Origin of the sequence: Kribbella sp. NPDC051770 (assembly GCF_040681455.1) — a bacterium.
Taxonomy (GTDB): Bacteria; Actinomycetota; Actinomycetes; order Propionibacteriales; family Kribbellaceae; genus Kribbella.
Genome location: NZ_JBFAYT010000003.1, coordinates 285,417 through 303,501, shown reverse-complemented (window position 1 = coordinate 303,501; position 18,085 = coordinate 285,417). Strand labels below are relative to the sequence as shown.

At 70.5% G+C, this 18,085-nt stretch carries 14 protein-coding genes and 1 pseudogene; 3 read left to right on the top strand and 12 right to left on the bottom strand.

Annotated features, from left to right (window positions below; genetic code table 11):
* Positions 1-2: 2 nt before the first annotated feature.
* The 7 genes and pseudogenes from AB0M01_RS12790 to pyrR form a co-directional block, all read right to left on the bottom strand.
* Positions 3-1,061 (bottom strand): quinone-dependent dihydroorotate dehydrogenase, encoded by a 1,059-nt coding sequence (locus AB0M01_RS12790; RefSeq protein ID WP_363668658.1) that lies wholly within the window; start codon positions 1,059-1,061, stop codon positions 3-5.
* The gene (carB, locus tag AB0M01_RS12785; protein WP_363668656.1) at positions 1,058-4,366 is read right to left on the bottom strand and encodes a carbamoyl-phosphate synthase large subunit; all 3,309 of its coding nucleotides are present in this window, start codon (positions 4,364-4,366) and stop codon (positions 1,058-1,060) included. Before carB ends, AB0M01_RS12790 begins: the two co-directional genes overlap by 4 nt.
* Positions 4,366-5,487, bottom strand: a complete 1,122-nt coding sequence (carA, locus tag AB0M01_RS12780; protein WP_363668654.1) for a glutamine-hydrolyzing carbamoyl-phosphate synthase small subunit — start codon at positions 5,485-5,487, stop codon at positions 4,366-4,368. Before carA ends, carB begins: the two co-directional genes overlap by 1 nt.
* Positions 5,484-5,972 carry a hypothetical protein gene (locus AB0M01_RS12775; RefSeq protein WP_363668652.1) on the bottom strand — a complete coding sequence of 163 codons (489 nt, stop codon included), beginning with the start codon at positions 5,970-5,972 and terminating at the stop codon, positions 5,484-5,486. Before AB0M01_RS12775 ends, carA begins: the two co-directional genes overlap by 4 nt.
* On the bottom strand, positions 5,969-7,261 hold the full coding sequence (locus AB0M01_RS12770; protein ID WP_363668650.1) for a dihydroorotase: 1,293 nt from the start codon (positions 7,259-7,261) through the stop codon (positions 5,969-5,971). Before AB0M01_RS12770 ends, AB0M01_RS12775 begins: the two co-directional genes overlap by 4 nt.
* On the bottom strand, positions 7,258-8,199 hold the full coding sequence (locus tag AB0M01_RS12765) for an aspartate carbamoyltransferase catalytic subunit (RefSeq protein WP_363668648.1): 942 nt from the start codon (positions 8,197-8,199) through the stop codon (positions 7,258-7,260). Before AB0M01_RS12765 ends, AB0M01_RS12770 begins: the two co-directional genes overlap by 4 nt.
* A gap of 179 nt (positions 8,200-8,378) precedes the next feature.
* Positions 8,379-8,939: pseudogene (gene pyrR, locus AB0M01_RS12760) on the bottom strand (bifunctional pyr operon transcriptional regulator/uracil phosphoribosyltransferase PyrR); the annotation flags it as partial.
* A gap of 215 nt (positions 8,940-9,154) precedes the next feature.
* On the opposite strand from pyrR, the gene AB0M01_RS12755 reads away from it, so the two are divergent.
* On the top strand, positions 9,155-9,670 hold the full coding sequence (locus AB0M01_RS12755) for a transcriptional regulator (protein WP_344173399.1): 516 nt from the start codon (positions 9,155-9,157) through the stop codon (positions 9,668-9,670).
* 515 nt (positions 9,671-10,185) lie between these two features.
* Here AB0M01_RS12755 and nusB read toward each other — a convergent pair.
* Together nusB and efp are read right to left on the bottom strand one after the other, a co-directional pair.
* The gene (nusB, locus tag AB0M01_RS12750) at positions 10,186-10,596 is read right to left on the bottom strand and encodes a transcription antitermination factor NusB (RefSeq protein WP_184795649.1); all 411 of its coding nucleotides are present in this window, start codon (positions 10,594-10,596) and stop codon (positions 10,186-10,188) included.
* A gap of 33 nt (positions 10,597-10,629) precedes the next feature.
* Positions 10,630-11,193: an elongation factor P gene (gene efp, locus AB0M01_RS12745; protein ID WP_363668645.1), complete on the bottom strand. Its 564-nt coding sequence runs from the start codon at positions 11,191-11,193 to the stop codon at positions 10,630-10,632.
* Between the two features lie 139 nt (positions 11,194-11,332).
* Here efp and AB0M01_RS12740 point away from each other — a divergent pair, with 139 nt between their 5' ends.
* Positions 11,333-12,100, top strand: coding sequence for a hypothetical protein (locus tag AB0M01_RS12740; RefSeq protein WP_363668643.1), 768 nt, complete (start codon positions 11,333-11,335; stop codon positions 12,098-12,100).
* Position 12,101: 1 nt separating this feature from the next.
* Here AB0M01_RS12740 and AB0M01_RS12735 read toward each other — a convergent pair whose 3' ends face one another.
* Positions 12,102-12,536, bottom strand: coding sequence for a VOC family protein (locus tag AB0M01_RS12735; protein WP_363668641.1), 435 nt, complete (start codon positions 12,534-12,536; stop codon positions 12,102-12,104).
* A 9-nt stretch (positions 12,537-12,545) separates the two neighbouring features.
* Positions 12,546-13,748: a methyltransferase, FxLD system gene (gene fxlM / locus AB0M01_RS12730; protein WP_363668639.1), complete on the bottom strand. Its 1,203-nt coding sequence runs from the start codon at positions 13,746-13,748 to the stop codon at positions 12,546-12,548.
* A gap of 219 nt (positions 13,749-13,967) precedes the next feature.
* Here fxlM and AB0M01_RS12725 point away from each other — a divergent pair, with 219 nt between their 5' ends.
* Positions 13,968-17,084, top strand: a complete 3,117-nt coding sequence (locus tag AB0M01_RS12725) for a BTAD domain-containing putative transcriptional regulator (protein ID WP_363668637.1) — start codon at positions 13,968-13,970, stop codon at positions 17,082-17,084.
* On the opposite strand, the gene AB0M01_RS12720 is transcribed toward AB0M01_RS12725, so the two are convergent.
* Positions 17,061-17,699: a histidine phosphatase family protein gene (locus AB0M01_RS12720; protein ID WP_363668634.1), complete on the bottom strand. Its 639-nt coding sequence runs from the start codon at positions 17,697-17,699 to the stop codon at positions 17,061-17,063. The two genes, AB0M01_RS12725 and AB0M01_RS12720, sit on opposite strands and share 24 nt — an antisense overlap.
* Positions 17,700-18,085: the final 386 nt, after the last annotated feature.

The window sequence follows — 18,085 nt, the reverse complement described above, 5'->3', positions numbered from 1 at the left end:
TCTCATGAAAGTTCTCCCTGCCGGGAGTCGGAAGCCAGTCGCCGGTTGGTCGTCCGGACCAGGCCGGGACCGCGGTAGATCAGGCCGGTGTAGAGCTGCACCAGGCTAGCCCCGGCGTCGAACAGCCGCAGGGCGTCGTCGGGCTCGAGGATGCCGCCGACCCCGATGATCGGCAGTGCTCCCCCGGTCGCGGCGTGGATGTGCGCGACGGTCTTGGCCGAGATCTCGCTAAGCGGCCGACCCGAAAGCCCACCGGTCTCGGTCGCGAGCCACTCGTCCGACGGCGCCAGGCCGGAGCGGCCGATGGTGGTGTTGGTCGCGATGATCCCGGCGATGCCGACGTCGGTGCAGACGCCGAGCAGCTCGTCGATCGCCGACTCGGTGAGGTCAGGAGCGATTTTCACCAGGACGGGTTTCCCAACAGCTTCGGCCTTCAGCGCCGTCAGCAGCTCGCGCAGATGCCCCGCGTCCTGCAGCTCCCGCAGCCCCGGCGTGTTCGGCGAGCTGACGTTGACCGCGAAGTAGTCGCCGTACGCGTGCAGCCGCCGCAGTGACGTCACGTAGTCCTCGACCGCGTCGGCCAGCGGCGTGACCTTGGACTTCCCGATCGAGACACCCAGCGGGTACCCCAGATCCCCGTACGCCGCCAGCCGCTTGGCCAGCGCCTCCGAGCCGAGGTTGTTGAACCCCATCCGGTTGATCACGGCCTCGCTGTCGACCAGCCGGAACAGCCGCGGCTTCTCGTTGCCCGGCTGCGGCAGCGCCGTCACGGTCCCGACCTCGACGAACCCGAACCCGAGCGCGCGCCACGCCGGCAGCGCTACCCCGTTCTTGTCCATCCCCGCCGCCAACCCGACCGGGCTCGGGAAGCGCAGCCCGAACACGGTCCGGTCCACACCCGCCGGCAGAGCGCCGTACGTCGACGCCAGCACCGGGACCGCGCCCGGCACCTTCGACAGCCGCCGCAGCCCGTGCAGCGTCTGCTCGTGGGCGATCTCGGCGTCACCGCGGCCCAGCCGGTACAGGACCGGCCGGACCACCTTGCGGTACGCCGTACTCACTGCTGACCGCGGATCCGTGACACCCAGTCCTGCAGCGACCGGACCCCGATGTCACCGGCGCGCTGCGCCTCGATCCCCTGGACCGCGGCGGCCAGACCCTGGACGGTGGTGATGCACGGGATGTTCCGCGCCACCGCCGCGCTGCGGATCTCGTAGCCGTCGATCCGCGGCGAGCCGCCCTGGGTCATCCCGATCGGGGTGTTGACGATCAGGTTGAGCTCGCCGTCCTGGACCATCTGGACGATCGTCGGCTCCCCGTTCGGCCCCGGACCCTGCGAGCTCTTCCGGACCGTGACCGCCTCGACCCCGTTGCGCCGCAGCACGTCGGCCGTGCCCTCGGTCGCGTAGATCTGGAAGCCCAGGTCCGCGAGCCGTTTGACCGGGAAGATCATGTGCCGCTTGTCGCGGTTGGCGACCGACACGAAGACCTTGCCCTGTCCCGGCAGCGGCTGCGAGGCCCCGCCCTGGGACTTGGCGAACGCCGTACCGAAGGTGTCGTCGATGCCCATCACCTCGCCGGTGGAGCGCATCTCGGGCCCGAGCAGCGTGTCGACCGACCCGCCGTCGATGGTCCGGAACCGGTTGAACGGCATCACCGCTTCCTTGACGGCGATCGGCGTCGACGGCGGCAGCGTCCCGCCATCTCCGGAAGCCGGCAGCATGCCCTCGGCGCGCAGCTCGGCGATGGTCGCGCCGAGCATCACCCGCGCCGCGGCCTTGGCCATCGGCGTCGCCGTCGCCTTGGAGACGAACGGCACGGTCCGCGAGGCCCGCGGGTTGGCCTCCAGGACGTAGAGCACGTCCCCGGCCAGCGCGTACTGCACGTTCAGCAGACCCCGTACGCCGACCCCGCGCGCGATCGCCTCGGTGGACTGCCGGATCTTCTCGATGTCGGCGTTCCCGAGGGTGATCGGCGGCAGCGCGCAGGACGAGTCGCCGGAGTGCACGCCGGCCTCCTCGATGTGCTCCATCACGCCGCCGAGGAACAGCTCCTCGCCGTCGAACAGCCCGTCGACGTCGATCTCGACCGCGTCGTCGAGGAACCGGTCGATCAGCACCGGGTGCTCCCAGGCGTTGGCCCCGCCGCTCAGCCGCTCCAGCGCGGCCGCCAGCTCGGCGTCGCTGTAGACGATCTCCATCCCGCGCCCACCGAGCACGTACGACGGCCGGACCAGCACCGGGAAGCCGATCTCCTCGGCGACCGCGTGCGCCTCCGGCGCCGACAGCGCCGTGCCGTGCTTCGGGGCGGGCAGGTTCGCGTCGGCGAGCACCTTGCCGAAGGCGCCGCGCTCCTCGGCCAGGTGGATCGCCTCCGGCGACGTACCGACGATCGGCACCCCGGCGTCGGCGAGGCGCTGGGCCAGGCCGAGCGGCGTCTGGCCGCCGAGCTGCACGATCACCCCGGCCACCGGGCCGGCCTGCATCTCGGCGTACACGATCTCCAGGACGTCCTCGGCGGTGAGCGGCTCGAAGTACAGCCGGTCGGAGGTGTCGTAGTCGGTGGAGACCGTCTCCGGGTTGCAGTTCACCATCACGGTGCAGTAGCCGGCCTCGCGCAGCGCCATCGACGCGTGCACGCAGGAGTAGTCGAACTCGATGCCCTGGCCGATCCGGTTCGGGCCGGAGCCCAGGATCAGCACGGCCGGCTCGGTGCGCGGCGCGACCTCGGTCTCCTCGTCGTACGACGAGTAGTGGTACGGCGTGGTCGCCGCGAACTCGGCCGCGCAGGTGTCGACGGTCTTGTAGACCGGCCGGATCCCCAGCGCCTGCCGGACGCCGCGGACGACGTCCTCGGTGAGGTCGCGGATCTCGGCCAGCTGCAGGTCGGAGAAGCCGTGCCGCTTGGCCAGCCGGATCACATCCGGGGTCAGCCGCGGCGCCGCCGCGACCTGCAGGGCGGTCTCGTGCAGCAGGAAGAGCTGGTCGACGAACCACGGGTCGATCTTGGTCGCGTCGAAGATCTGCTCCGGCGTGGCGCCGGCCCGGATCGCGTCCATGATCGTCCGCAGCCGGCCGTCGTGCGGCGTCCTGATCCGCTCGATCAGCGGCTCCAGCTCGGTGGCCGGCGAGCCCGCCCAGGAGAACCGGGCCTCCGGCTTCTCCAGCGACCGCAGCGCCTTCTGCAGCGCCTCGGTGTAGTTGCGGCCGATCGCCATCGCCTCGCCGACGCTCTTCATGTGCGTGGTCAGCGTCGCGTCGGCGGCCGGGAACTTCTCGAACGCGAACCGCGGCACCTTGACCACGACGTAGTCCAGCGTCGGCTCGAAGCTGGCCGGGGTCTGCTGGGTGATGTCGTTCGGGATCTCGTCCAGGGTGTAGCCGATCGCGACCTTGGCGGCGATCTTGGCGATCGGGAAGCCGGTCGCCTTCGAGGCCAGCGCGGACGAACGGGACACCCGCGGGTTCATCTCGATCACGATCAGCCGGCCGTCGGCCGGGTTCACCGCGAACTGGATGTTGCAGCCGCCGGTGTCGACCCCGACCTCGCGGATGATGCCGATCGCCAGGTCGCGCATCACCTGGTACTCGCGGTCGGTCAGCGTCATCGCGGGCGCGACGGTGACCGAGTCGCCGGTGTGCACGCCCATCGGGTCGACGTTCTCGATCGAGCAGATGATCACCACGTTGTCGGCCTTGTCGCGCATCACCTCCAGCTCGTACTCCTTCCAGCCCACGATGGACTCCTCGATGAGGACCTCCGTGGTCGGGCTGGCGGCCAGGCCGGCGCCGGCGATCCGGCGCAGGTCGGCTTCGTCGTACGCCATCCCGGAGCCGACGCCGCCCATCGTGAACGACGGCCGGACGACCAGCGGGTAGCCGAGCTGCCCGGCCGCGCCGAGCACGTCGTCCATTGAGTGGCAGATCACCGAGCGGGCCACCTCGGCGCCGAGCTTCTCGACGATGCCCTTGAACGACTGCCGGTTCTCACCGCGCTGGATGGCGTCCACGGAGGCGCCGATCAGCTCGACGCCGTACTTCTCCAGGACGCCGTTCTCGTGCAGCGCGATCGCGGCATTCAGTGCGGTCTGGCCGCCCAGGGTGGCCAGCAGGACGTTCGGGCGCTCCTTCTCGATCACCTTCTCGACGAACTCCGGGGTGATCGGCTCGACGTAGGTGGCGTCGGCGAACTCCGGGTCGGTCATGATCGTGGCCGGGTTGGAGTTGACCAGGACGACCCGGAAGCCCTCCTCCTTGAGCACCCGGCAGGCCTGGGTGCCGGAGTAGTCGAACTCGCAGGCCTGGCCGATCACGATCGGGCCGGAGCCGATCACCAGCACCGAGTCGATGTCTGTACGGCGTGGCATCAGTTCCGCCCTTCCATGAGCTCTACGAAGCGATCGAACAGGTACGCCGAGTCGTGCGGACCGGCGGCGGCCTCGGGGTGGTACTGGACCGAGAAGGCCAGCACGCGGCCGTCGTTCCCGGTCAGCCTGAGCCCTTCGACCACGTTGTCGTTGAGCGAGACGTGACTGACCTCGGCGGTCCCGTACGGCGTCTGGATCGACTCCTCGATCGGAGCGTCGACGGCGAAGCCGTGGTTCTGCGAGGTGATCTCGACCTTGCCGGTGGCCCGGTCGAGCACCGGCTGGTTGATGCCGCGGTGGCCGTACTTGAGCTTGAACGTGCCGAGCCCGAGCGCACGGCCGAAGACCTGGTTGCCGAAGCAGATGCCGAAGTACGGCTTGCCCTGCTCGAGCAGCTGCTTGAGCAGCGTGGTCGGGTGCTCGGTGGTCTCCGGGTCGCCGGGGCCGTTGCTCATGAAGATGCCGTCCGGGTTCACCGCCAGCACCTCCTCCAGCGAGGCCGTGGCCGGCAGCACGTGCACCTCGATGCCGCGCTCGGCCATCCGCTTCGGCGTCATCGACTTGATGCCCAGGTCCAGCGCGACGACGGTGAAGCGCTTCTCGCCTTCGGCCGGTACGACGTACGGCTCGACGGTGGTGACCTCGGCGGCCAGGTCGGCGCCGGCCATCGCCGGCTGCTCGAGCACCTTGGCCAGCAGCTGCTGCGGGTCGAGGATCTCGGTCGAGATCCCGGCCCGCATCGCGCCGCGCTCACGCAGGTGCCGGGTCAGCGCCCGGGTGTCGATCCCGGAGATGCCGACGATGCCCTGCGCCTTCAGCTGCTCGTCGAGCGAGCGGGTGGCCCGCCAGTTCGACGGGACCCGGGCGGGGTCGCGGACGACGTACCCGGCGACCCAGATCTTCTGCGACTCGTCGTCCTCGTCGTTGATCCCGGTGTTGCCGATGTGCGGTGCGGTCTGGGTGACGATCTGGCGGTGGTACGAGGGGTCGGTCAGCGTCTCCTGGTACCCGGTCATCCCGGTGCTGAAGACCGCCTCGCCGAAGGTCTCGCCGGTCGCCCCGTACGACGTCCCCGCGAACGCGCGGCCGTCCTCGAGGACCAGCAGTGCGTTCTGGCTCATTTCTCGGCTCCGATCAGGGTGGTGATGGATGCGGTCAGGGCGGCGGTGTCGGCCTTGTGCCGTGGGCGGAACCCGGTGTCCAGGTCCCGGCCGTCGTGCCGCCAGGTGACCACGAGCAGGCCGGAACGGTCGGCGGTGACCTTCCCGGCGATGCCCTTGTCGGTCCGTACGCCGGTCAGGTGGTCGACCGGGATGAAGACGTCCGCGGCGCCCTGGCGGTGGAAGATCAGGCCGGCCGGTGACACGGCCAGGTCCGCGTGGCTGCGGACTCCCAGCTCGTGCACGGCGATCCGGTCCATCCAGTCGCCCGCGGTGGTGGTGGAGACGTACTCGCCCTCGACGCCCTCGGTGTCGTCCGCCGGTACGGCGGGCAGCGGCGCGAGGCCGGCCTGGCGGTTCTTGCGATTGCGCCAGCCGCGCAGCATCCCGTAGTACGCGACGGCCAGCACCAGGAGGGTGCCGGCGATGCCCAGGACGTTCTTCACTTCGCAGGCTTCCCGTCGAGGACGGTCGGCGTACCGCGCAGGAAGGTCGCGACCACCCGGCCCGGCAGCGTCATGCCCTCGAACGGCGTGTTCCGCGACAGCGAGGTGCTCTCCGACGGGACGACGGTGCGCTGCGCGGCCGGGTCGACCAGCGTCAGGTTCGCCGCGGCACCGGCCTCGAGCGGCTGGCCGTGGTCGCTGATCTGCCCGATCGCGGCCGGGCGGTAGCTCATCCGGTCGGCCAGGTCGTCCCAGGTCAGCAGCTTGGTGTCGACCATCGTGTGCTGCACGACGCTGAGCGCGGTCTCCAGCCCGGTCATCCCGAACGCGGCCGCGCTCCACTCGCAGTCCTTGTCCTCGACCGGGTGCGGCGCGTGGTCGGTGGCGACGATGTCGATCGTCCCGTCGGCCAGGCCCTCGCGGACCGCCTCGACGTCGGCCTTGGTGCGCAGCGGCGGGTTCACCTTGTAGACCGGGTTGTACGACGCCGCCAGGTCCTCGGTGAGCAGCAGGTGGTGCGGGGTGACCTCGGCGGTCACCTCCAGCCCGCGCTTCTTCGCGGCCCGGACGATCTCGACCGAGCCCTTGGTGGACAGGTGGCAGATGTGCAGCTTCGAGCCGACGTGCGCGTTCAGCAGGATGTCGCGGGCGATGATCGACTCCTCGGCCACGCTCGGCCAGCCGGTCAGGCCGAGAACGCCGGAGAGCGCTCCCTCGTTCATCTGCGCGCCCTTGGTCAGCCGGGGCTCCTGCGCGTGCTGCGCGATGGTGCCGCCGAAGGCCTTCACGTACTCCAGCGCGCGGCGCATCAGCGCGGCGTCCCAGACGCAGTCGCCGTCGTCGGAGAAGACCCGGACCCGGGCCGCGGAGTCGGCCATCGCGCCGAGCTCGGCGAGCTGGGTGCCCTGGCGGCCGACGGTGACCGCGCCGATCGGGAAGACGTCGGCGTACCCGGCCTCGCGGCCCAGCCGCCAGACCTGCTCGACGACACCCGCGGTGTCGGCGACCGGGTCGGTGTTGGCCATCGCGAACACGGCGGTGAAGCCGCCGGCCGCCGCCGCTCTGGTTCCGGTGAGGACCGTCTCGGCGTCCTCGCGGCCGGGCTCGCGCAGGTGGGTGTGCAGGTCGACCAGGCCGGGGAGCGCGATCAGGCCTGTCGCGTCGATGCGCTCAGCGTTCTCGGGGGCTTGGATGTCGTTGCCGACGGCCACGATCTCGCCGTTGTCGAGGAGGATGTCCGCGACCTCACCGCCGACGATCTTGGCTCCGGTGATCAGGTAGGCGGTCATGCGGTTTGCTCCTCGGTGGTTTCGTTGGTTCCTGACAGCAGCAGGTAGAGCACGGCCATCCGGATCGCCACGCCGTTCGTGACCTGTTCGACGATCACCGAGCGGGTCGAGTCGGCGACCTCGGCGCTGATCTCCATCCCGCGGTTCATCGGGCCGGGGTGCAGCACGATCGCCTCGTCGGGCAGCTGCGCCATCCGGTGCACGTCCAGGCCGTACCGGCGGGTGTACTCGCGGGCGCTCGGGAAGAACGCGTCGCCCATCCGCTCGCGCTGGACCCGCAGCATCATCACCGCGTCACTCTTCGGCAGCGCGGCGTCCAGGTCGTACGACGTCGTACAGGGCCAGCTGGTCATGTCGACCGGCAGCAGCGTCGGCGGCGCGACCACGGTCACGTCGGCGCCGAGCGTCGAGAGCAGCAGCACGTTCGAGCGGGCGACCCGGGAGTGCAGGACGTCGCCGACGATCGTGATCCGCCGGCCCTCCAGCGACCCGAGGTGGCGGCGCATCGTGAACGCGTCGAGCAGCGCCTGGGTCGGGTGCTCGTGGGTGCCGTCACCGGCGTTCACGACCGAGCCGTTCAGCCAGCCCGACGTCGCCAGCAGGTGCGGCGCACCGGACGACCCGTGCCGGCAGACGACCCCGTCGGCACCCATCGCCTGCAGCGTCAGCGCGGTGTCCTTCAGGCTCTCGCCCTTGCTCACGCTGGAGCCCTTGGCGGAGAAGTTGATCACGTCCGCCGACAGCCGCTTGGCGGCGGCCTCGAACGAGATCCGCGTCCGGGTGGAGTCCTCGAAGAACAGGTTCACCACCGTGCGCCCACGCAGCGCAGGCAGCTTCTTGATCGGCCGGTCCGCCAGCGAGCGCATCTCCTCGGCGGTGTCCAGGATCAGGTGCGCGTCGTCGCGGGAGAGATCGCCCGCACTCAACAGATGCCTCACCGCGCCTGCACCTCCTGGTCAGCCTTGCTCTGCTCGCTGCCGGACTCCTTGTCGGAGGAGGCGACTCCCGTGGACGCTTCGCCGGAGGCGGACGCTCCCGATCCCTCCCCCGCAGACCGGCCGCCGGAGGCGGCCGGACCTGTACCGGCGGGGCGGCGCTCGGCGGCCGGCTTGTCGGCGATCACCACCGCGTCCTCCTCGTCGTACTCGCTCAGGTGGACGGTGACCCGCTCGACCAGCGAGGTCGGCAGGTTCTTGCCGACGTAGTCGGCGCGGATCGGCAGCTCGCGGTGGCCGCGGTCGACCAGGACCGCCAGCTGGACCGCCTTGGGCCGGCCGATGTCGCCGATCGCGTCCAGCGCGGCGCGGATCGTCCGGCCGGAGAACAGCACGTCGTCGACCAGGACGACGACCTTGCCGTCGATCCCGCCCGGCGGGATGTCGGTGTGCTCCAGCGCGCGGGCCGGCTTCAGGCCGATGTCGTCGCGGTACATGGTCACGTCGAGTGACCCCGTGGGCACACTGCGCCCCTCCACCGCGGCGATCCGGTCGCGGATCCGGGCCGCCAGGCCCACTCCACGGGTGGGGATGCCGAGCAGGACGACCGGGTCGGCACCCCGGTTGCGCTCGAGGATCTCGTGCGCGATCCGGGTCAGTGCCCGGGAAATGTCGGATGCATCAAGAACAGTGCGCGCGGCGTGCGGGTCGGGTGACTCGTGCGTCGTCGGGGCAGGGTTCATCGCAACCGTTCCTCCTTTCCCGCCTCACCGGACGGGTCTTTAAAGGACGTTCGGACCACTTGACATGGTATCGGAAGTGACACGCCGTCTTGACGCTGGCCTCCGGGCCGGAATATTGTTACTCTGTGTAACCGTGGGGGGTTCGACCGACGGCCCATACCTGGGGTCGTTGGTTTTCACCGAGAAATGACCACAAGTCGGAGGGAAGAACCAGCGTGCCTAGCGAATACGCGAAGACACTGGGTGGCAAGCTACGCGCCATCCGCCAGCAGCAAGGACTGTCGCTGCACGGCGTGGAAGAGAAGTCCAAGGGTCGCTGGAAGGCGGTCGTCGTCGGCTCGTACGAGCGTGGCGATCGGGCCGTCACGGTCCAGAAGCTCGCGGAGCTCGCCGATTTCTACGGCGTGCCGATCCGTGAGCTGCTGCCCGGATCCGCCAGCGCGGCCGCCGCGGCAGCCGCTCCGCCCAGGTTGATCCTGGACCTGGAGGCTCTGCAGCACCTCGACGCGAGCGAGGCCGGTCCGCTGACGCGGTACGCGGCCACGATCCAGGCTCAGCGTGGGGACTACAACGGAAAGGTGCTGTCGATCCGGCAGGACGACATGCGCACGCTCGCCGTGATCTACGACGAGTCGCCGACCACACTGACCGAGCGCTTCATCTCCTGGGGCGTGCTGAACCCGGAGGCGAAGGGCGACGTCGACGACGCGTCCGAGGCCGCCGGAGCCTGAGTACCACGGCGTGACCAAGACGGTCGGGGCTCGTAGCAGCTTGCCCACGGCCGCCTGCCCGCCCCACTTCACTGTGGTGGGCCCCCTGAACGAACTGCTGTCAGCAGCTGGACGTGCCCGTCGCTCGCCCAGCTGACCCGCAAGTCCTCGGCGCTCCACGGCCGGGGAACCACCTCTGCCGGCCACGCACCCTGAAAACCAAGCGTGGCGGCGTACGGGTCTCAGCAGGAAACACCTAGTGAGGAAGAGCTGCACACACGGCAGCACGAGCCGGCACCGGTCACGGTGACTGCTCGATCAGGCCGGGGCCGTTCCCCCCGCGCCGCACCGGAACGTCAGCAGGCCCGGCACCGCACCGAGGCGGTACCGGGCCCGAATCCTTCGCGGGTCGCGAATCCCGCTTCGCGCGCACGTCTTTCAAACCCGCGCCTCGCGCGCGTCCTCAAGCCCGCCCCCGCGCGCGTCTTTCAAGTAGTTGCCACCGATCCATCCCGGCAGCAACTACTTCCAGGCGCTCAAACCCCCAGCGTCGGCTTCAGCTGGAGCAGCCGGGCCAGCAGTCCGTTCACGAACGCCGGGGACTCGTCGGTCGACAGGTCCCGCGCCAGCGACACCGCCTCCGAGACCGCCACCACGTCCGGCACCTGCTCGTCGAAGAGCAGCTCGTACACGCCGATCCGCAGAATGTTGCGGTCGACCGCGGGCATTCGGTCCAGCGTCCAGCCGACCGAGTGCGTCCCGAGCAGGTCGTCGATCGCGGAGATGTGCTCCGCGACCCCCTCGACCAGCGCCACGGTGAACTCGTTCACCGGCGGGTCGTTGTCGGCCACGCGATCGGACAGGGTGCCGCCGACCGGCAGGCCGCGCACCTCCGACTCGTACAGCACGTCCAGCGCGCGCTTGCGGGCCTTGCTACGGGCAGACATGTTCGGTTGTCAGCTCCAGCCGAAGACGGGCGGTCAGGACGTGACGCGGCCGAGGTAGTCCCCGGTCCGGGTGTCCACCTTGACCTTCTCGCCGGTGGTCAGGAACAGCGGGACGTTGATCGTGTACCCGGTCTCCAGCTTGGCCGGCTTGGTGCCACCGGTCGAGCGGTCGCCCTGCAGACCCGGCTCGGTGTACTCGACGGTGAGCTCGACCGAGGCCGGGAGCTCGACGTACAGCGGCAGCTCGTTGTGCACCGCGACGATGGCGTCCTGGTTCTCCAGCAGGAAGTGCGACGCGTCGCCGACCGTGTCCGGCTGGATCGACAGCTGCTCGTAGGTCTGCTTGTCCATGAAGACGTACGCCGAGCCGTCGTTGTACAGGTAGGTCATGTCGCGCTTGTCGACGTTGGCCACCTCGACCTTGACGTCGGCGTTGAAGGTCTTGTCGACCACCTTGCCGGACAGCACGTTCTTGAGCTTGGTCCGCATCACGGCACCGCCCTTACCGGGCTTGTGGTGCTGGAACCAGACGACGGACCACAGCTGCCCATCCAGGTTGAGCACCATGCCGTTCTTGAGGTCGTTCGTCGATGCCACGCGTGGGAACCCTTCGAAATCGATCAGCGGTACACCGGATTGTAGCGGGCGCGACGCCGATCGGCCGATTCGTGCGGACCCGGCGGGCCCTAGGCTGGAACCGCAGGTCCGCAGCCGCCGTACGAGAGGGGTCCGCACGATGGAGTTCCTGATCCCGCTGATCGTGGTGATCGTGGTCACGGTCGTCAGCCGGTTGAACGCGCAGAACCGCGGCAAGACCCCGGGGACGCCGTCGCCGCGGGTCCAGCGGCTGATCGAGCGGATGCAGGCGCAGCAGGGTGTGCAGCCGCAGATGCTGGGGCAGTACACGCAACCGGCCGGCGGGCAGGCGATGCCGTACGCGCAGCCGGGGCAGTTCCAGCCGCCGCAGCAGTACCAGCAGGGGCAGTACCAGCCCGGGCCGTTCCAGCAGCCTGTGCAGTTCCAGCAGCCTCAGCAGTCCTCCCCGTGGCCTGCGCCGCACACCTCTCCTCAGCGTGGAGTCCAGGCCCGGCCCTCCCAGCGCGACCTGGACAGCCAGGTCCGGGAGCTGATGAAGTCCGGCAACGAGGTAGCGGCCGTCCGCCTGCTCTCGGACGAGCTGGACCTCGGCATCATCGACGCGCAGAAGCGCGCTCGTGCGCTCGCCTCCAACGGCAACGGCGGCAACGCGCCCGGCCGTCAGGCCTCCCCCGCGTCGCGCTCCTCCGCTGCCTCTCCCTCCACCGACTCCGCCCCCGAGCAGGAGACCCGGTACGTCGGCTCCTCGGCCTTCGCCGAGTCCCTCTTCGACACCAACCGCGACGACCAGGAGACCTGGGCCAGCGGCTGGACCGACGTACCGGAGCCCGACGACCGCTCCGACATGGACGAGCTCTGGCAGACCGTCCGCGACCACGGCCGCTCCCCCGGCCGCGAGATCAGCTAGCTCAGTCGAGGCAGAACTCGTTGCCCTCGACGTCCCGCATCACGATGCAGGACTCGTTGATCCCGTCCGCGACCAGCACCCGCTCCTCGACCGCACCGAGCGCGATCAGCCGGTCGCGCTCGGCCTCCAGCGTCGCCAGCCGCTCGGCACCGACCAGCCCGGTCCCGACCCGTACGTCGAGGTGCACCCGGTTCTTCACGACCTTGCCCTCGGGCACCCGCTGGAAGAACAGCCGCGGCCCAGCGCCGTCCGGGTCGACACAGGCGAACGCCGACCCCTGAGCCTCGGCCGGCAGCGACGCGTTGAAGGCCTCCCAACTGTCGAAACCGGGCGGAGGCGGCGGTACGACGTACCCGAGCACCTCGCACCAGAAGCGCGCGACACGCTCCGGGTCGGCGCAGTCGAACGTGACCTGGAACTGCCTGACCGTTGCCATCTCGCCACCCTAGTGCGCCCAGATCGGCGTGACGACGCAGTTTCTGGTCCGGAAGTGCGGCCCCTCCGGGAGGTCCGGCGTACTGGCCGGATGCACCAGGAACACCGGATCGGGCCCGCCGCGCAGCACGGAATCCCAGTGCCGAACCTGCCCCGCGACCTCCTCCGCCAGCAGCACGGCGCTCGGCCCGTGCGCCCGTACGCCGAGCTCGACCAGATTGCGCTTCGGCCCCGCCTGCGAGGTCAGGTACGCGATCGACCCGTCCTTCGCGACCGCCGCCCCACCCCACCGCAACGCCGGCCGGACCAGCCGCCGCTTCACCGCCGCCCGGCTCGCCGCCAACACGCAGTACTCCTCGAACACCGACGCCAACCACAGATCGAGCTGACAGAACGGCTCGTCCCGATCCATCAACACCCGCGTCCACCGCACGAACCCCGGCCCGTCGAGCACCGGCGCCTCGATCTCCTGATCCTGATCCGTCCGCAGTACGACGTCGTCGCCAACCACCCGCACCGCTCGCTCGTACTCGGCGCGCGGCCCCTGCATCGCCACGAACCCACAGTTCACACTCGACCGGCTCCGCAACGAGCCGTCCGGTTGAAGATCCAGCGCCAGCGACCGAGTCTGCCCCCGCACCCGCAGCGGCGCCACGATCCGCCCGCCCACCGCCAACTGATCCACCCAAGCCGGCGCCACATCAGCCGCCGTCACCGTCACCACGATCCGGTCGTACGGCGCGTTGCCTTTCCACCCCTCGACCCCGTCCGCCCGGACGACCTCCACCCCGTCGTACCCGGCCGTTCTTAGTGTCGCGCCCGCCCGCTCAGTCACCTCCCCATCAATGTCAACCGTCGTCACCGCACCGTTCGGCGTCACGAGCTCCCACAACAACGCCGCGTTGTACCCGCCGGACCCCACCTCCAGCACCCGCTGCCCCGGCTCCACGCCCGCCTGCTCCAACATCAACGCCACAATCGAAGGCTGCGACACCGAACTGATCGCCACGCCCGCGCCGTCCTGCTTCATCAGCACCACGTCATCGGCGTACGCCGCCTCAACCGCCACCCCCGGCACGAACACATGCCGCGGCACCGTGGCAAACGCGTCCGCCACCCGCGCGTCGGACAGCACCCCTTGCTTCCGCAGCCCCACGACCAACCCGGCCCGCAACGCCGCCGCATACTCAGACTCGTTGCCCAAAGCACCCATCAGCCGCCACCACATCCGTCCCGGGACTCCCCTGGAACCCTCCACGCTACTAGCCCCCGCCCCCGGAGCACCTCCCCTCGTCCCCCACCGCCCCCGCTCCAGCCCCTCCTACGGTTCCCTCTCCCGACCTCCTTCTACCCGCGCTCTCTCCCTCTCCCCGTGACGAAGACGACCCCATCACCCCTGACTCCCCCCGCCACCCCGTGGGAGGATCTCCAGATGGCAGCCCGGCAAGGTGGTGACAACACACAGCACCAACCCCCGAGGCTCCTCTTCCGCGTACTGGGCCCGACCCACATCACGCCCACACCAGCCGCCACCCCCGCGACGCTGAGCCCACTCACGCCGACCCCGACCCCGAGCGCGCCTTCGGTCAGCCCAACCGAAACCGTCGCATCCGCGACTCCATCCCCACTCGCCCCGACCCCGGCCGCGAGCACGCTCTCAGCCGACCCGGCCGACGCCCTCGCGTCCGCCACCTCCGCAGCCCCGCCCTCCGCGGACCGCACCGGCGCGCTCGTCCCCACCGACCCCGCAGCCCCCGCCGAGATCGCCCTGCGCCAACCCCTCGTCCGCGCCCTCGCCGTCCGCCTCGCACTCGCTCACGGCGACGCCGTCTCCGACGAGATCCTCGTCCGCGACCTCTGGGGCGACGCAGAACTCTCCCGCCCCTCGGCCCGCCTCCGCGTCCTCGCCTCTCGCCTTCGCGGCGCCCTCGGCGACCACAGCGATGCCCTCGACCGCACCGCCGCCGGCTTCCGCCTCGACGCAAGCGCCGTCGACCTCACCGAGGTCGAGCACCAAGTCACCCACCTCGAAGCAGCCCGCCGTACGACGAACTGGCCCGACGCCCACACCGCCGCCTCCACCGCCCTCGAAGCCTGGCGCGGCGACCCCCTCCAGGACCTCCCCGACCTCCCCTTCGTCCTCGCCGAGCGCCAGCGCCTCGACTCCCTCCGCGTCGAGCTCCGCCTCGACCGCGTCGAGAGCGGCCTCGAGGTCGGTGCCACCGGCATCGAATCCGAGCTCCAGCAACTCATCGAGCAGTACCCGCTTCACGAACGCCCCGTCCGCCTCGCCGCGACCGCCGCGGCGCGCGCCGGAGATCTCCAGGGAGCGCTCTCCCAGCTCCACCACCTGCACGAGCGCCTCGCCGACCAGCTCGGCATCGACCCCTCCCCCGAGACCGTCGCCCTCGAAACCCAGCTCCGCACCGGCACCGGCCCAGCCGCCGTACCGGCCCCTCCCCGCCCAGCGATCACCATCTCGTTGCCCCAGGCCCACAAAGCGTTCGTCGGCCGCGATCTCGAGTACGCCGACCTGCTGGCCCAGGTCAGCGGCGAGGGCCCGTACGCCGGGGTCGTGACGCTGACCGGCGGCGCGGGCGTCGGCAAGACGCGCCTGGCCCGCGAGGTCGCGTACCGCGAGAGCGCCCGCGGCCGCCGCGTCGGCTGGGTCGACCTCGGCCCGCTCGGCGCGACCGACAGCCTGGTCGCCGTACTGGCCGCGATCCTCGGCGTCGACGGCAGCTCCGAGGATCCGCTCGCGCGCTGCGCCGACGAGCTGGCCGGCGGGCTGCTGATCCTCGACAACGCCGAGCACCTCGTCGAGAACACCGCGGCGCTGGTCGAGAACCTGCTCAAGTTCGGCGAGGCGACGTCGATCATCGTCACCTCGCAACGCCTGCTCCGGATCTCCGCCGAGGAGGAGCGCCGCGTCGGCCCCCTCGAAGCAGCAGCCGCCTCGGAGCTCTTCTGCAACCGCAGCGGCGCCGAACCGGGCCCCGAGGTCGACGCGATCTGCGCCGCCGTGGACCGCCTCCCCCTCGCGATCGAACTGGCCGCCGGTCTGACCCGGACCCTCTCGGTGGCCCAGCTCGCCGAACGCATCGACAACCGCCTCCGCCTCCTCGTCCGCGGCCCCCGCGACGCCGGCATCCGCCACACCAGCCTCCGCGCCGCCCTCGACTGGAGCCACGAACTCCTCGATCTCCCCGAACGCGTGGCTCTGAGACGTCTGTCCGTCTTCGCCGGCGGCTTCACCGCGGAAGCCGCCCAAGCGGTCATCGCCAATCCGGAGGGGCCTCAGCCCTCCACTCCCCAGCCCACATCCCCGGCGAGCAACAGCTCGTCCGCCCTCGCTGCGTTCTCCCCGGCGTACGAGCCCTCGGAGCACCTCAACCCCGAGCAGATCGGCGATGTCCTCGCCGAACTCGTCGAGCGCTGCATCCTCACCATCGAAGGCGACGCCGAGAGCATCCGCTTCCGGCTGCTCGAGACCGTCCGCGACTACGCCGCCGAACGTCTCCGCGAAGCCGCTGAGGAAGAACCCCTCCGCGACCGCCACGTCGAGTGGTGCGGCTTCTTCGTCCGCCAGTTCGAGGGCATGGGCGCCCGCAACAACACCGGTGTCGGCGCGGAGGAGGCCAACCTGCTCGCCGCCATCGACTGGTGTCTCACCACCGGCGACCAGGCCGCGAAAGTGAGCGCTCTCGTCTCCCCACTCTGGTGGTATTGGCCGGCCCGTGGCCTCATGGTCGAGGCTTCCGACTGGCTGGAGCGCTCTCTGGCTGTTCTCTCTGAGGACTCCGAGGAGTACGCCGCCGGCCTCAGCACTCTCGCCAGTCTGACCCGCAACCGCGGCCTGATCCCCGAGGCGAGATCCATCGGGGAGCGCTCTCTCGCGGCCTTCCGCGCTCTCGGCGACGAGGAGCGCGTGACGATCGGCCTGATGTCGCTGACCCGCACCTGCCTCGCACAGGGCGACATGGTCGCCACCCTCACCCACGCCGAGGAGGTCGAGCAGCGCTGCCGCGCCACCGACCGCGTCACCCGCCGGGCCCGCGCCTCGGCCCTCAACTACATGGGCCTGGCCCACCGCAATCTCCGCCACGCACCCCAGGCCACTGTGCTCTTCGAGGCGGCCCGCGACCACTGGCAGGAGATGGAGGATTTCGGCGGCGTAGCGATCGCCCTGGAGAACCTCGCGATCGTCGCCCGCCAGACCGGCCAGCACGACCTCGCCCGCACCTGGGCGATCGAGAGCCTCCGGAGAGCACGAGAGAGCGCGTTCTCGATGGGCATGTGCGGCGCCCTGGAGTCGATCGCCTGCCTGGCCGTCGCCGAGGGCCGCCCCGAGGAAGCGCTCCAGCTCCTCGCGGCCACCACCCATCACCGCGACAAGTTCGGGCTCCCCGTCCAGGTCCCCGACGAGCTCGCCGACCTCGCAGCCGTCCGCAGTACGGCGTACGCCGCACTCGGCCCGATCGCCGACCAGATCACCGAGGCCTCCCGCGAACTCCCCCTCGACGAGCTAGCCGCCCGCTACCTCCCCTAGGTGCGCGGTCTCGTTCAGCGCCACCACCTGATGGCTGAAATGACTGTCGTTCCGCACCAACGTCGTGATGCTCCCCGCCTTGAGCGGAAAGAACCCACGCCCAGTCGCCTCCATCGGCATCCCGATCCACGCCGCGATCAGATAACTCGACGCCGACCCGTGCGAAACCACCACCTGCTCCTGCACCGGCTGCCTGAGGATCTCCTCCAGCACCGGATACAACCGCTGCACCAACTCCCGCCGAGTCTCCGCCCCAGTCGGCCCGTCGTGATGCCCCAACCGATCCCCGAACTCCGGCAACGGCACCCGCCGCTCCTCCAACCAGGCTTGCGGCTTCCCATCGGCCTCCCCGTTCGACCGCTCCCGAAGCCGCGCATCGGTCGTCACCCCCACCCCCAACCGCCGCCCGATCACCTCCGCAGCCTCCGCCGCGCGCCGCAGATCTGACGCCCAAACCTCAACCACCCGCCCACCAACCCGCCCCGCCAACACCTCAGCAATCCGCCCGGCTTGCAACCGCCCCCGCTCAGTCAGCTCAGAGTCGAACCACCCACCCACAAGCCCATCCAGATGATGCTGAGCCTCAGGATGAGTCACCAGATGAATCCGCCGCATGCGACGGAGACTTCCACATGCTCGGTGCACTGCTCGCCCACACGGCGTGGGGGTGTCAGCGCATCCCGTCGCCGAGCTGCTGCAGAGCCTGACGCACACGCGGACAGTCGCCGCGCTCACCCGCGCAGCGCTCCAGTCAGCGCCCAGCGATCCGGCAGGCGCTGGGTTGGCCGCACCAACGCACGCCGCGCCGGGGGCCGGTCCGCCACTAGCCATCGCACGCCGCGTGCACACCGCGTCGGCGGCGCCACCACCAGCCGACGCCCCGAGCGGCCGGCTCCGCTGCTGACCAGAACGCCGTACGTTCGGGTCGTCGTACCCGGGGACGGCGACGGTGTCCATGGTCGCAGCAGCGTCTGGCGCGTACGCCGGGCCGAACGCGGGCA